General features: G+C 40.2%; 9 protein-coding genes. 1 reads left to right on the top strand and 8 read right to left on the bottom strand.

Features of this window, described 5'->3' with window-relative positions; all coding sequences use genetic code 11:
* Positions 1-122: 122 nt before the first annotated feature.
* The 5 genes from CPS_RS12815 to CPS_RS12835 all read right to left on the bottom strand — a co-directional run bounded on the left by CPS_RS12815 (position 123) and on the right by CPS_RS12835 (position 9,228).
* The gene (locus tag CPS_RS12815; protein ID WP_011043664.1) at positions 123-3,323 is read right to left on the bottom strand and encodes an efflux RND transporter permease subunit; all 3,201 of its coding nucleotides are present in this window, start codon (positions 3,321-3,323) and stop codon (positions 123-125) included.
* A gap of 14 nt (positions 3,324-3,337) precedes the next feature.
* Entirely contained in the window at positions 3,338-4,684 is a 1,347-nt protein-coding gene (locus CPS_RS12820; RefSeq protein WP_011043665.1) for an efflux RND transporter periplasmic adaptor subunit, read from the bottom strand.
* A 63-nt stretch (positions 4,685-4,747) separates the two neighbouring features.
* Complete coding sequence (locus tag CPS_RS12825; RefSeq protein WP_011043666.1) at positions 4,748-5,986, bottom strand: TolC family protein; 1,239 nt, start codon at positions 5,984-5,986, stop codon at positions 4,748-4,750.
* 286 nt (positions 5,987-6,272) lie between these two features.
* On the bottom strand, positions 6,273-6,620 hold the full coding sequence (locus CPS_RS12830; RefSeq protein WP_011043667.1) for a DUF2946 domain-containing protein: 348 nt from the start codon (positions 6,618-6,620) through the stop codon (positions 6,273-6,275).
* A 238-nt stretch (positions 6,621-6,858) separates the two neighbouring features.
* Positions 6,859-9,228 (bottom strand): S8 family serine peptidase, encoded by a 2,370-nt coding sequence (locus tag CPS_RS12835; RefSeq protein ID WP_011043668.1) that lies wholly within the window; start codon positions 9,226-9,228, stop codon positions 6,859-6,861.
* 209 nt (positions 9,229-9,437) lie between these two features.
* Between CPS_RS12835 and CPS_RS12840 the strand changes: the two genes are divergently transcribed.
* On the top strand, positions 9,438-10,133 hold the full coding sequence (locus CPS_RS12840) for a 2OG-Fe(II) oxygenase (protein ID WP_011043669.1): 696 nt from the start codon (positions 9,438-9,440) through the stop codon (positions 10,131-10,133).
* Positions 10,134-10,300: 167 nt separating this feature from the next.
* On the opposite strand, the gene CPS_RS12845 is transcribed toward CPS_RS12840, so the two are convergent.
* The 3 genes from CPS_RS12845 to CPS_RS12855 are packed head-to-tail and all read right to left on the bottom strand — an operon-like array spanning position 10,301 to position 14,203.
* A complete protein-coding gene (locus CPS_RS12845; RefSeq protein ID WP_011043670.1) occupies positions 10,301-11,200 on the bottom strand; it encodes a dienelactone hydrolase family protein in 900 nt (299 codons plus the stop codon).
* Positions 11,188-12,837 (bottom strand): urea transporter, encoded by a 1,650-nt coding sequence (locus CPS_RS12850; protein WP_041736996.1) that lies wholly within the window; start codon positions 12,835-12,837, stop codon positions 11,188-11,190. The genes CPS_RS12845 and CPS_RS12850 overlap by 13 nt, the downstream gene beginning before the upstream one ends.
* On the bottom strand, positions 12,818-14,203 hold the full coding sequence (locus tag CPS_RS12855; protein ID WP_011043672.1) for an alanine racemase: 1,386 nt from the start codon (positions 14,201-14,203) through the stop codon (positions 12,818-12,820). The genes CPS_RS12850 and CPS_RS12855 overlap by 20 nt, the downstream gene beginning before the upstream one ends.
* Positions 14,204-14,206 lie beyond the last annotated feature (3 nt).

Raw genomic sequence — 14,206 nt, forward strand, 5'->3', positions numbered from 1 at the left:
AAACGAAATAGACTAATTAATTTACCTAAACCAACTCTATTTTGTACTCTACCTCACTCTTGTTATTTAATTTTTTATCATTATAAAAAAGGGTAACTTGCGTTACCCTTTAGCTTAATAAATTATCCTCTAAGATCTTTGATTTTGGCTTTTGAGAACCAAGCATATAAAACCGGTAATACAAATAAGGTAAGTAATGTCGCGGTAACCAAACCGCCAACAATCACACTCGCCAGAGGTCGTTGAATTTCAGCGCCAACACCATTGGACATCAGCATTGGGATCAAACCTAACGCAGAAGTAATGGCGGTCATTAATACTGGACGTAAACGAGATACTGCCCCGTCAAAAACAGCTTTTGAGGTATCTAAACCATCTTTTACCAGCTGGTTAATGCTTTCTACCATTACTACACCATTAAGCACGGCGACACCAAATAGGGTGATAAAGCCGACTGAACTTGGTACTGACAAGTATTGACCTGAAATATACAGTGAGAAAATACCACCAATAACAGCTAACGGTACATTCACTAAAATAAGCATCGCTTGACCAACAGAGCCAAAGGCAAAGTAAAGTAGTAAGGCAATTAACGCTAATGATAGAGGCACCACTACTGCTAGTCGCTGCTGGGCGCGTTGTTGGTTTTCAAACTGACCTCCGATCACTACAGAATAACCTGCAGGTAAGTCTACTTTGCTATCAATAACTGCGCGAATATCGCTAACAACACTCCCCATGTCTCGACCTTGAACATTGGCTTGAATTACCACGCGTCGCTGTACATCATCACGGCGCACTTGTGGTGGGCCGGATTCAAAACTGACGGTAGCAATATCGCCTAAACGTACCCAAGCACCTGTAGGTGATTGTATTCTAAGGTCTGCAATAGCTTCTTGGTTATCACGGTATTTTTCTTCAATGCGAACATAAATATCGTAACGTTCATTACCATTGATTATTTGGCCAGCGCTAACGCCACCAATACCATTTTTAACCACTTCCATGACATCACCAACCGACAAACCAAAACGTGACAATTGCTGTCTTTTCGGTTTAATCACTAACTGTGCTTCACCAGCGATTTGCTCTAAAGCCACATCTCGCGCGCCATCAATTTGTTTGATTGCCGCTTCAATTTCTTGACCTTTGCTCGCCAGCATATCCAATTCTGGTCCAAACAATTTAATGGCAAGTTGCGCTTTAACACCTGACAGTAATTCATCAACGCGTGTCGCTATGGGTTGTGAAAAGTTAAGTAATAACCCTGGGAATTGTTCAAGTTCCTCTTCCATTAAACCTTGTAACTCAACACGGTTTTCGGCACTAGACCATTGTGAAACAGGTTTTAAACCAATGTATATTTCGATGTTATTGACTGGCTCAGGATCACCGCCAATTTCAGCACGACCAATTCGACTTAGGGTATATTCTACTTCTGGGAACTCCATTAACTTTTGTTCAAGGATAGGTGCAACCGATAAAGCTGTTTCTAAACTTGCTGATGGCGCTAATGTTGCTCTTAAGTTAATAGTGCCCTCTTCTAATTCTGGTACAAATTCAGTCCCTATTTGTGGTATTAAAGATGCTGCTCCTACGAGTAACAACAATGAAGCAATAATGACTACTTTCGTGTGTTTCATCGCGGCTTTGAGGCCTTTGCGATACAGCTTATCTAATGGTTTTAAGACAAAACTTTCTTTTTCTTTAACACCTTTTTTGAACATAAAAGTTGCTAAGGCTGGTACCACGAACAGTGCCACTAAAATAGCTGAAATAACCGCTAAAATAATACTGATAGCCATCGGCTGGAACAGTTTAGCTTCCACCCCTTCAAAGCTAAATAACGGGGTAAAGACCACTAAAATAATAGAGGCAGCAAAAAATACCGGACGTGCGACTTCTTTCCCTGCTTCTTTTAATCGTAGAGGAATACCCTCTTCATCGTGTTCAACATCATGGGGATCAGCATCTGTGCCTAACGTTCTCGCTTGAGCATTTTTATAATGTGTTGAATCTGGTCTATTTAGATGTTTGAACATGTTTTCAACCATCACAACAGAGCCATCAACCAACATACCAATAGCAACGGCGATACCACCTAATGACATTAAGTTTGCCGATAAACCCATCCAAGACATCACCATTAAGGCAATAGCGATTGAAATAGGAATTGAAATTAACACTAAAAAGGTTGCGCGCAAGTTCATTAAAAACAGTGCAAGTACGATAGCGATAAATATAAATGCGAGCGCTAATGCTTCTACTACGGTATCAACCGCTTTAGTAATTAAATCTGCTTGGTCGTAGAAAGGTTCAAAACGTACCCCTTCAGGTAGTGCTTGGTTGATCATAGGAATACGTGCATTGATACCGTCAATTGTTGCTTTAGTATTTGCGCCCATTCGTTTCAATACTATGCCTGAAACCACTTCACCTAAGTTTTCAATGTTACCTTGTGCATCTCTGCGCGTCATAGTAACCGCGCCTTGGCGTATTTCACTACCTAATGCAACGTTAGCCACATCATCGATAGTCACCACAGTACCATCAACCGTTTTAACCGGTACTTGTCTGATATCAGCTAAACCTGCTTCGCCACTATTAAACCAACCTGTGCCACGAATAACTAACTGCTCTTGCCCACGGTTCATGTACCAACCGCCAACATTGGCATTATTGTTATCGAGTGCGGTAACAATATCGTCTTGCGTTAATTCATATGACAATAATTTACTGGGTTCAATGTTGACCTGATACTGTCTGACATTGCCGCCAAAAGATAAGACGTCGGTAACACCATCTACTGGCATAACCAATAACTTTACTATCCAATCGTTCAAACTTCTTAAGGTCATAGAATCATAACCAGAATCTTTATCTGCAATTAACAAATACTGAAAAACTTGACCCAAACCTGAGGTGTTTGGTCCCATTGCTGGTGTGCCCACGCCTTGAGGAATTAACTCTTTTGCCGCTTGTAAACGCTCAAATACTAACTGGCGAGCAAAGTAGATATCTGTACCTTCTTTAAAGACAACAGTAACACCCGATAAACCCGTTTTTGAAATAGAGCGTACTTGCTCTACATCAGGCAACGCATACATTACCGCTTCAATGGGATAGGTTATTAACTGCTCTACTTCTTCTGCTGCCAAGCCCGGTGCTTCTGTGTTTACCGCTACTTGAACATTTGTTACATCAGGAAAAGCATCTAAATTTAGTTTTGGGATCACCATAATAGAAGCTGCCATCGTGGCAATCAGGGCGATAATTACTAAGAGTCGATTATTGATCGACCAATCAATCATTTTATTAAACATAATCTTATTCCTCCCTAATGGCCATGCGGATCAAATCCGCCTTTTGCTATTTCTGACGCAACAAAAAATGCACCTTTTGTCACCACGCGGGTATTAGGCGCGATACCGATAATTTGACGGTAATTACCTAATGGCTGGCCTAATTCAACTTCAACCGCTTTAAATTCACCTGGGTGGTCTTCAACAAATACTGTCCAATCACCATCTGCACCGCGCATTAATGCCGTTTCTGGCACTGCTATTACCGGACTTTTGGTATCAAACTGAAAATTAACATTAACAAACATGCCTGAATGCAAACTGTCGTCAGTATTTTCAACAGACAATCTTACAATTCGGGTACGGGTACTTGGGTCAATGGTATGGGCTTCTTGAATGACCTTAGCCACGTGTATTTGCCCGGCAAACTCAACTTTTGCTATGGTGCCAATAGGAAGACTTAACTTTTTATTTGGCGAAACACGCGCTTCAACCCACAAGTCTTTTTCATCTGCCAATACCATGATTTTTTCACCTGCAGGAACGCGCTGCCCTTGAGAAAAATCATCACTTAAGACCACACCAGAACGCTGAGCCACTAAGGTATATTCGCCGAGGTTTGAAGAGTTGTTTTTTACAATATCTTTAATGGCTGCTTTGGTTAAACCAAAGGCAGTTAATCGACCATAAGCAGAGATATAATCTGTTTCACTGGCTAACAGACGGCTTTCGCTAACCGTGCCAAGACCCAACTTTTTAGTGCGCTGCCAATCACTGTATGCAACACGATATTGTGCTTGTGCTTCAGCCATTGATTCACTAAATAATGTAACCAAAGCCTGACCCTTAGTAACATGTTCACCCAAAATGGCATGACGACTGATCACTACCGATTCAGTACGTGGGGAGACAATATAGCTGGTATAACCGTTCGCTTTTATTTCTCCTGGTGCATAGACACTTTTAGCGAATATTGCCGGCTTTAAGCTAGTCACTTTGATATTGGCGAGTGCCATTTTTTCAGGACTAAAACTTATGCCTTCTTCATGCTCTGCTTCAGTCGTTGCTTTAGTTGCTGTTTCACTACCATGGTCATGACCGTGATCAGATTTTTCCTCAGTCGCATGATCGTCTTTGCTGTCATCACTACCGTGTTCATGACCACTTTTATCAAGTACGTTTTCACTTTCAGCGTCATGATCATGGTCAGTTTTTATTTCGATTGATTGCTCTACCGACGCCGCATTTACTAGCGCGGCATCCTTGTATGATAATGCAGTGGTTGAAGCGATAGCTAAGCCGATAAATAAACTGCTTAAAGTAATGAGTTTCATTTTTTTAGAAACTTTATTGCTGGTAATATTCGTCATTATATTTTTCATTTTTTAATTCCAAATTCTGTAACAACTTACGCTTATCGAGCAGCGTAAAGTGAGATAATAGGTTTAGTTTAATAGCTTGGTTGCCACACTTAATTGACCTACATCGAGTAGCCATTGCACTTCGCTTATTTTGAACTGGGCTTGTAATTCAATACCCGCGTATAAACCTTCCGCTCTTTGTTGCAATGCCAATAAATAATCCGAGGTATTTAAATCACCTACTTGCCATTGTTTTTGCAATAACTGTGCGCTGTGTTCGCCGCGCCCTTTCATTAACTGCTGCCAACGGCCAAGGTATTTTTTATTAGAGATTAGAGAGGCGGTACTTGCCTGTATTAAATACTTTTGTTTGCGCATTACTGAACGAAAACTTGCCTCGGCAGCGTTAGCTTGTTGGTTTTCAGCTTTGGCATTGGCTTGGTAATCATTACGAATATTGAGTGGCATGGAAAAAGTGACTCCGATGACATTATCGACATCATTTTTTCCGGCACTTATTCCAATGGTAGGGTCGGCTTTGGTTTCAAGCATGGCGTATTGAGCTTTACTTTTTTGCATCTGCCATAGTGCTTGAGAAGCTAATACTTGCGGGTGCTGCGTTAACCACTGCTCAGCTACTTGAAAGTTTGTAACGCCCAAGCCCTGCTCTGGATATACTTGCGTATCAGGACGCCAATCAGGCAATAACTCATTAACTTGAGCTTGCGCTTGGGTTAATTGTGCTTGTATTTGGGCCGTTTTATTGAGTAATTGCGACAAATTTAAGAAGGTTAACTCAGCTTCAACTTGACCAAGATCACCCGCTTTCTGCCTCTTAGTCACAATTTTAAGTAAGATCTCTAATTGTTGTTCTTGTTCAAACGCAAGTGATGACTTATCCATGGCAAGTTGCCAATTAATAAGTGCTGTTAAGGCTTGTGCTTTTTTTTGCGCTATCGCATAAGTGAATTGTTTACTGGCCGCCGTTAATATTTTATCGCCAATGGCAGCATTAACAGCCTGCTTATCCCACAAATCAATTGTTTGGCTAATACCAATATTGTAATTATTGCCGTCACCTTCGCGCTCATAACCTGTAGATAGTTCGGGGTTGTAAAGTGGTAACTTACTGCCCTGTGCTTTGGAAAATTCAGCATTCATGAGCTCACGTGCTGAGACAATATCAGGGTGTTTATTGATTTGTTGATCAAGCCATTCACTTGATAACGTTGACTTGGCAAAAGCAAAGCAACTAACAGATAAACTTGCTGAGAAGCCTATAATTAATGCGACTCCAGCAGATTTTGCTGAGAAATATTTCATAATAATCTCTTAATTTAACATGCATATGTAGTTGGCTCAGGAGTTCATTAATTTCGTCATCTTCGAAGTGTCTAGTCGAAGATCCATTGTCTGGCGTTTTGGATTCCCGACAAGACATCTCGGGAATGACGGTATTGTCTCTTTCCTGATTGATCTACATAGGCATGTAATTTAATAATAAAATGCCGTAACTAAACCAAGATAAACCCACTAGGCTGACTTAAATTAAATTAAGCTAAGTGCTAGTTAAGAATAAATTTGTTACGGAGTTAGTTTTAAAATTAAATTAAACGATTGGGGGGCGTACAGGTTCTTCTGTGAAGACTTTATCTAAATGATCAGTATAAAAATATTGATTGGTGATGATAAATTCAGGAGTGGGTAGTGTCGATTTATTAGTGGCAACCCACTGAGTGTGAGCGCCTTGACAGTGACCACAATGATGGCAATCTTTAATATTATGCTCGGTGTCAGATGATTCATCGAGAAGTTCGACATCATCACTATCATGGGAATGTTCTGTTTGAATATGTTGAGAATCGACTACATGACTTTCATTTGAATCAGCCACAGCAGCATATGATTGCAATGCAATCAATAATACTAGTACTAAGCCAATCCAAGTGTTTTTCATCTGTAACGTATGCTCTACTATTAAAAATGTAAGAATATTCGACGCTTATGCTAATCAATAAAGTTAAGCCCGTCAATAAAGTTGATCGCTATCGTTACACTTTATAACAAGCAAAAAAAGGGTAACTTGCGTTACCCTTTTTTAATATTTTGATTACCAATGATTTAAATCAACAGTTTTAAATCATTTATTAGATCAGTTATTAAATCATTCTATTAACTGAAATTATCTTATCAAATTATTCTGGTGTCGCTTGTAAGTTAAGCGTTAAACCCGATGCTGCTGAATAGCCGTAGATATCAATGTACCAAGTGCCACTCGCAGGTGCGGTAAAGTTACAACTTTCATCATTGCCATTTTTATAAGGACGACAATCGTAAGTAGACGTTGTTGATTGCTTACCTTGCGTTACATATAAATCTGCATCACCTGAACCACCTGACAGTGTTACCGCTAAATCAGCATAACCTTCTGCTAAGTCTAGGGTGTAACGCGTCCATGATCTTCTAGCAACAGTAACATCGTTCACTGTGCTATCAATTGGATTAACAGTGTCACCGCCACCAGTGCTAGGCTCAGTAAAACTACCTGTTAAAGTAACATCGGCAAAGTCACTATATGCTTTAAGTTTCACATAATATGTGCCACCTTCTTGCGTGCTTGCACATGATTCAACATTACCTGATTTGTATGGACGACAGTCGTAAACACTGTCTGTTGGCTCTGCACCAAACTTCACATATAAATCTGAATCACCTGTACCACCAGAAGTAGCAAAGTTGATATCAGTTGCGCCAGCAGGTACTTGCATAGTGAAGACTAATTCGTTACCTGTAGAAGCAGCTAAACCGTTTTTAACAACACCATTTTCAAGGACAGTATCATCTGGTGTTGTACCGCCACCACCTGATCCACTTCCATCACAACCATTAGCAGCAATATAGTCAATAGCATCTTTAGTTTGGGCTAAACCGTAACCAAATTTAACATCACGTCCTGTCGCGCCAAGATCTTGTGCAGTAGCGTTAAGTACACTACGTATTTCAACGTTAGTACAGGTTGGATGATGACTCCAAACTAGCGCAGCAACACCTGCAACATGTGGAGACGCCATTGAAGTACCACTCATTTTACCGTAGTTACCAGCGCCAATATTTACTGTAGTGCTTAAACCAATGTTCGCTAACATTGCTGCGCCATCGGTATCAGATACGGTAACACTAGGAATACTCGTTGCGTTTGTATCGCCTAAAGTGCCACCGAAGCTGCCAGCTGCATTGTTATATAAAATTGCACCTACACCACCGCTGTCTTGACAGGCTTTAACTTTATCGTGAAAAGAAATATTACCTCGTTGAATTAAACAAACACTACCGCTAGCGCCTGAATCAATTGCTTCACCCGTAGCAAAGTCATATAAAGAGCCTGTAGCATTGCCTTGGTTTTCCATGGCATTGGCCGAATAAGCCGAGCCTGAAACTGACACTTCAACCACTGATCCTAATCCTTCTGGGTAAGTTGAATAAACATCAACACCTGGACCTGATATTTCAACTTGGCTGTTTTTCTGAGAAAAATCAGCTAATACTTTAGCGCTATCTATAGCGGCTACTGACATTACTGAGTCGTACGATGCTGGATAGCTTTCTACATCGGTAGGACTAGTTGCAACACCATCATTACCCGCTGCTGCGATAAGCAATACACCTGCATCATAAGCGGCCTGAATGCCATTTTTCTCACTAACACTTGAACCCGTTCCACCTAAACTCATGTTAATAACATCTGAGCCAGCAGTTACACATTTATTAATCGCGCTAACTAAGTCAGAAGAATAACCCCAACCTGCTTCATTAAAGACTTTGATAATATGTAAATTAGGATCGGTTCCGATAACACCTCGAACACCAATACCATTATTCAGTGCTGCAATAGTTCCTGCTACGTGAGTGCCGTGCGGCCCACCGTGATCAAACCAATTGCCTGTTCCGCTATCACTAGTACCGGTAATGGTGCCGCCTTGTGCGCCCATATCTTCATGAGGTAAGTTTAAACCTGAGTCAATAACGCAGATTTTTTTACCACCAGAGTTAGCTGATGCAACAGTATCATCTACTTGGTCAGCTTGAACCATACCAATACCATAAGGTACGGTTTGAGCCATAAAACGACGTTGTAAATCTTCTTCTATGTATTCAACATTATCATCGACCGCTAAGCTCATTACATCTGATGTAGTTAGTTCAGCGCTGATCATATTGATGTCTGGGTATTCGCCTTTAACTTTAGCGCCCATTTTATTTAATTTTGTCTTAACTGCCGCTAGACGAGCAAAAGCTGTAGGGCTTGCCATATCGCTAACACCTGCAGCGTTATTCATAACACTTTGGTTACCTGATTGAGAATCACCCGATTGCTTATATTTGATAATAAAACGCTTTGGTAAAGGTGAGCTAGCGACTGCAGATAATAAATTATCTGTGGTTTGTACTCCGACGGGTTGTGCTGCATGAAGCGCCGACGATATTGATAGTGACAGAACACTTATTGTAGTGAGTACTACCGTTTTATTTGTTGCTAATTTAAGCCATTTTTTATTATTTGACATGTTTGTTTCCTAGTACGTTAATTATGATTATTGATTTTTTTATACAAATTCAGTACACAATGATTTTCATCAAAGCCATAAAAATATAACACCAACCCTACAATTGTTGCAATAGTGTTAACAGATCTTTATTTTGATGTTAAATAATTAATGAAAAAGTGAAAGCAACATGTCATTATCCCTCTGGATAATATTTTAAAGGATCTCTTATGAGCCAATTTATTGGTGTGTTTAACAATGCCCTATCCGATGAACTCTGCGACAAACTCATGCAAGGCCATCAAAAAAGTAATAAAGTCGTTAGTGGTCGAGTTGGTAGCGGTGTGAATACAGACCTAAAAGATAGTCATGATGTCACTATGGTTGATAAAGAGTGGCAAGCACTGCAACTTGAACTTGTAAATGCCAGCTATCCCCATGTAAAAGCTTATTTAACTGAGCATTATATGGCATTAATTTCAGCACTGAATCCAACGGTGACAGATCCAGAAACAGGCATGCCTGCTTCAGTGACTAAAGAGAACTTTGACCGTTTAGGCACCGCTTATCTAGACCAACTGATCCAGTACGTTTTTTGCTACGACAACTTTACTGTTCAACAATATGAGCAAGGGGTTGGTGGTTATCATTACTGGCATTCAGAAATTTTTCCGCAACTGCCGCACAATAAACCACTACACAGAGTCTTAGCCTTTTTGTATTACTTAAATGATGTCGAAGAAGGTGGCGAAACTGAATTTCATTATCAAGGAATAAAAGTTAAACCTAAAAAAGGTTCTTTAGTTATTTTTCCTGCGGGTTTTACTCATACACATAAAGGTCATATTCCACTTTCTGACGAGAAATATGTAGTCACTTCATGGTTAATGTATAACAAAGCTGAACAGCTCTACGGTAAGAAGTAATATTGTCTAGCGCGTATAGTTGCTCCGCTTAGGTTACCTAAAAGCAATAATTCGCTTAACTTAACTATTAGTCGGTTATTTGCTTTGTCAGAGGAAAGCTAACCATAGAGCGGGTCTACACTCCAGTAGAGTTTCAATCATCAGATTAAATATTCTCAATAAAATATTCAATCTTTGTTTTGCTCACTTAAGTTGTTATTTAAAAACTCTCGTACAGCTGCTTGTGCATCAAGGTGTGCTTGTTTGTTATAACCAACACGGACACTTCCCCAGGGCTGTTGCTTTGATTCTCGCCGAACATTATTTAATAACTGGTAGCGCTGTTGTTGATCATCAAAATTATGATACGCCCCAGTAAACGTCCATAATTGCTGTTGTGAATCAGCTTTACTGTTATTTAATAGTTGCTGACAATGAATTGGTTGAGTCCATTCATCGTCTTGACCCATCAAAATGCGTACAGGTACATTAGCTTTATATTGTTTACCCGACATTAGGTACTGTTGGTACTGCCAACAGCTCGGATAAAATGCGATGCCAGCACTGTAACCTTGCTTTTTTGTAGCAAAATTCTGCTCTAATACTTTTAATGTTATGGCACCGCCATAAGACCAGCCGAATAAAACAATGTTGTCTGGATTTACTTCACTAAGTGATTGTAAATAATTTAGTGCTACCAAAGCATCTTTAGGTCTTCGTTGGTTAAACTGTTGCCATATTTTGTCATCGGCTGTACAAATATCTTTGATACCTAAGTAACTAAAGCTATCTACAATCAATGTTGTATAACCCCATTCATTCAGGGTTTTGCTCCACTGATGGTGTTTATTTGAAACTCCATAACAGCCATGTAGTAAAACAGCAGCAGGATGGGGTCCAACTCCTTTAGCGTGCATTAAGGTAGCTGACATCGAATATTTATCTTCCGAGTCAGTGTTCGACAACAAGATAACTTTTCCCTGCTGATTTTCAGGCAACTGCAATAATATCAGCGCTATAACCGCCATACAGATAGCGAGAAACACGATTAGTTTTAACTTGGTCAGGATAGTTGTCATTTTTTCCATTTACAGCCCCACTTCAACGGATGGAGTAGATTTATGAACCCATTAATCTCTGCTAGCCAGTGCGCGATGTCACCTGTGAGCTGTACATCTTTTTCTTCTACGAAATAACCAAAGGGTATTGTACCGATAAAAATAATGGGTATTTTATTAGCGTTGGCGTTTTCGATAATCATCGACACTACGGGGGTTATTGTAGGTACACCAATCACCAACAAACAGCCACATTCCATCATATTTTTTTGCAAGGCTTGGTAACATTCTGAGTCAATATTTTCATCTGCAGCCAGAATTTGTGGCTTTAATAACCCCGAACAATGTTGACAATGAAGATCGCGTTGTGACCACAGAGGTATAGGAGGCCACGCTTGCTGCTTCGCGCAATCAAGGCAATATAACCTTTTTATTGAACCATAACATTCGTAAACCGGATGCTGTTCGGTATTAAAAAGGCTATCAACTGTTTCAGTAAATAACCCCGATAAATAATGGTTCAACAAATAATCGAGTTGTTCATCAATGTTATTTTTGTTAATTGTCAACGCTTGCTGATAATAGTCATAGGATGCTTTCCAGTAGAGATAACGGCAACGTTTCGATGCTTTAAATTCAGCCAAAGTATAACTAGTGATTGGGACTTTGGGATCTAACCATTGCCCGGAGGGATAATCTGGTAGTGTTCCTTTACGTATTCCTGAGCCCGTAATAGCCACACATTGTTTAGCCCTTAAGCGATTGATTAGCATTAGCTTAAATGTTCTCCAAAGCTCGCTTTGTAGTAAGTTATGATTTATATATTGTCTGTACAAACTTAGTGTTATCAAGCTGCTCATGATAAAGGGGATTAACAGAGGCGCACTTAACTGCTCTAATCCAGTGATAAACCAGAAATACCAAATAATCCATGCTAACAGCGCATTAAATGTTGCCGCTAAGCTAGCTAACCTAGCATGTTTTAAAAATAGCGTTTTTATCGAGAAGTAAGCCAGCACTAAGTTAATTGCCCATAAGTCGACCAAAGCATATAAATTTAATCCCGTTAACCATTGAGCTACGAGGCCACCTGTTAAGCTGATCCCAAGGGTTTGTAACGTGGCTAGCGGATATTGATACGCCATAGCAGACACCACGAGAATTATCGCAACTTCTCTGCTATATGTTTGCAAGACAGGCTCAGCCGCCCCTGTAAATAAAAGATGGTTTGTATCGAAGGAAAACAATGAAATGGTGAATACCATGACCAAAATACTAACCATAGCGGGAAGAGACAATATTGGCAGTTGCTTTGGAATGAGCAAAGCGCGTAATCGAAATTCAATCAACAGGCAAATTAGCAATGTAACAAGAAACAAGCACAATCCCATGATGCTAAATATAGAGTCGCCCCAATACATACCGACTATTGCGCCGTTATAACCTGCGATGCCAAGCCTCCATTCTTGCACAGTGTAATCTTTAATGACGAGGCTTAAGCTATTGTTAATTAATACACCTAGCAGAGCCGCAACAGCCGACCATACAGCAACCATGGCAATGGCTAAAAAAATTAATAGACCAGACGTTTTTCGGTCTAAAAAGGCAAGTTGGGCGAATGACCTGCATTGAACGGTAAAATGATTGTTAAAATTGACATTTATCATCACGCAGTCGGCCTGGTAATAGATCAAGCGCAAATATATCTTTGTAAGTCTCGGCACGTCTTATAAGTTCTGGCCCATGCTCACCTAATAATATGGTCGCGGGTCTGGGTTGAATAAACTGATTCGACTGAGTATGGCAATATGCACCAACATTACCGATACTGAGATGATCGCCGACATTTAATGCAGGCATCAATATTTGCTCACGCAATCTATCACTTTGCATACACAAAGGACCAAAGATATCGACTGGCTTTAATAACCCTCTTTCTTCGCTTTTCGTTGCGGCAACTGTCTTTATTTGATGATTGTAGTAACAAACGGTAGGAACCAGATTAACCCCTGCATCAATAATAACCGCGTTTCGACCTCCAACTATTTCTTTCTTTGCAATGACGGTGCTTAAGAGTTGTGTCGAGGCATCGACTATCGCTCGTCCAGGCTCTAGTATCAATGTTGGGTTATTTCCAAACAACTCACTATGTTTACGTAATTGCCCGAAAATATGTTCCGCATAAGGTAGCAAGTAATCATTATTTGCACGTTGACTGCCTCCGGGTAAGTCATACTCAGGTCTAAGCGTATTGGCCGAAGGAAAGCCCCCACCAATATCTATACTCGTCGGGTTGAGCCCTATTTCTCGTGCTTGTTTTGCTAATTCTATGAGCTTTTCGACGGCATTGGCATAAAGTTCATGGACCAAAACAAAGGTACCCACATGACAGTGGAAGCCTTCAAATTGTAGTTTTTTATTGCGAGCGATTTTTTTCAGCGCATTTAAACTTTCTCCATTTTCATTGTTAAAGCCAAACTTGGTCCATGGGTTGGTGCCATAACGAAAATTCACTCGAATAGCCACTCTAGCAGGGGTAATGAGCTCCTCAGAAATTCTGTCTATGTGTTCTAGTTCATTGAAATTATCAATGTTTACTAACGCCCCCTCGCTAAGTGCCAATTTCAGTTCTGACTGAGTTTTATGGGGCCCGTTAAATATAATATCTTTGCCCGGGATACCCAAGGTGCGTGCTAACTCATATTCCATGCCAGAAACTACTTCAGCTTGGGCACCTTCTTGACGAAGAATGGCGCAAACTGCTGGTAAGTAATTAGTTTTTATGGAATATGCCACTTTGGTTTTAACGTGTTCATCACTAAAACTGCGTTTGAAGTTTTTAAAATCTTGACGTAATCTTTGTTCTGAAACTACATAAAGTGGAGAGCCAAACTTTTGCAATAACCCAACAGTATCCAGAGTTAAGGGTTCATCTGCTGCTACCGTTATATTATGGAGTTGGTGTTTCTCCAAAGCCAAAAATGGCAAAACCTCTATAATTGGCCGATGATAGGGTTTAAGTGCAATTGTCATGAT

The sequence above is a fragment of the Colwellia psychrerythraea 34H genome (genome assembly GCF_000012325.1).
In the GTDB taxonomy this organism is placed as follows: Bacteria; Pseudomonadota; Gammaproteobacteria; order Enterobacterales; family Alteromonadaceae; genus Colwellia; species Colwellia psychrerythraea_A.

Coding starts and splice junctions, on each gene's coding strand:
- CPS_RS12855 (WP_011043672.1), bottom strand. CDS start 14,203: ATGACAATTGCACTTAAACCCTATCATCGGCCAATTATAGAGGTTTTG.
- CPS_RS12815 (WP_011043664.1), bottom strand. CDS start 3,323: ATGTTTAATAAAATGATTGATTGGTCGATCAATAATCGACTCTTAGTA.
- CPS_RS12840 (WP_011043669.1), top strand. CDS start 9,438: ATGAGCCAATTTATTGGTGTGTTTAACAATGCCCTATCCGATGAACTC.
- CPS_RS12820 (WP_011043665.1), bottom strand. CDS start 4,684: ATGAAAAATATAATGACGAATATTACCAGCAATAAAGTTTCTAAAAAA.
- CPS_RS12850 (WP_041736996.1), bottom strand. CDS start 12,837: ATGATAAATGTCAATTTTAACAATCATTTTACCGTTCAATGCAGGTCA.
- CPS_RS12845 (WP_011043670.1), bottom strand. CDS start 11,200: ATGGAAAAAATGACAACTATCCTGACCAAGTTAAAACTAATCGTGTTT.
- CPS_RS12830 (WP_011043667.1), bottom strand. CDS start 6,620: ATGAAAAACACTTGGATTGGCTTAGTACTAGTATTATTGATTGCATTG.
- CPS_RS12835 (WP_011043668.1), bottom strand. CDS start 9,228: ATGTCAAATAATAAAAAATGGCTTAAATTAGCAACAAATAAAACGGTA.
- CPS_RS12825 (WP_011043666.1), bottom strand. CDS start 5,986: ATGAAATATTTCTCAGCAAAATCTGCTGGAGTCGCATTAATTATAGGC.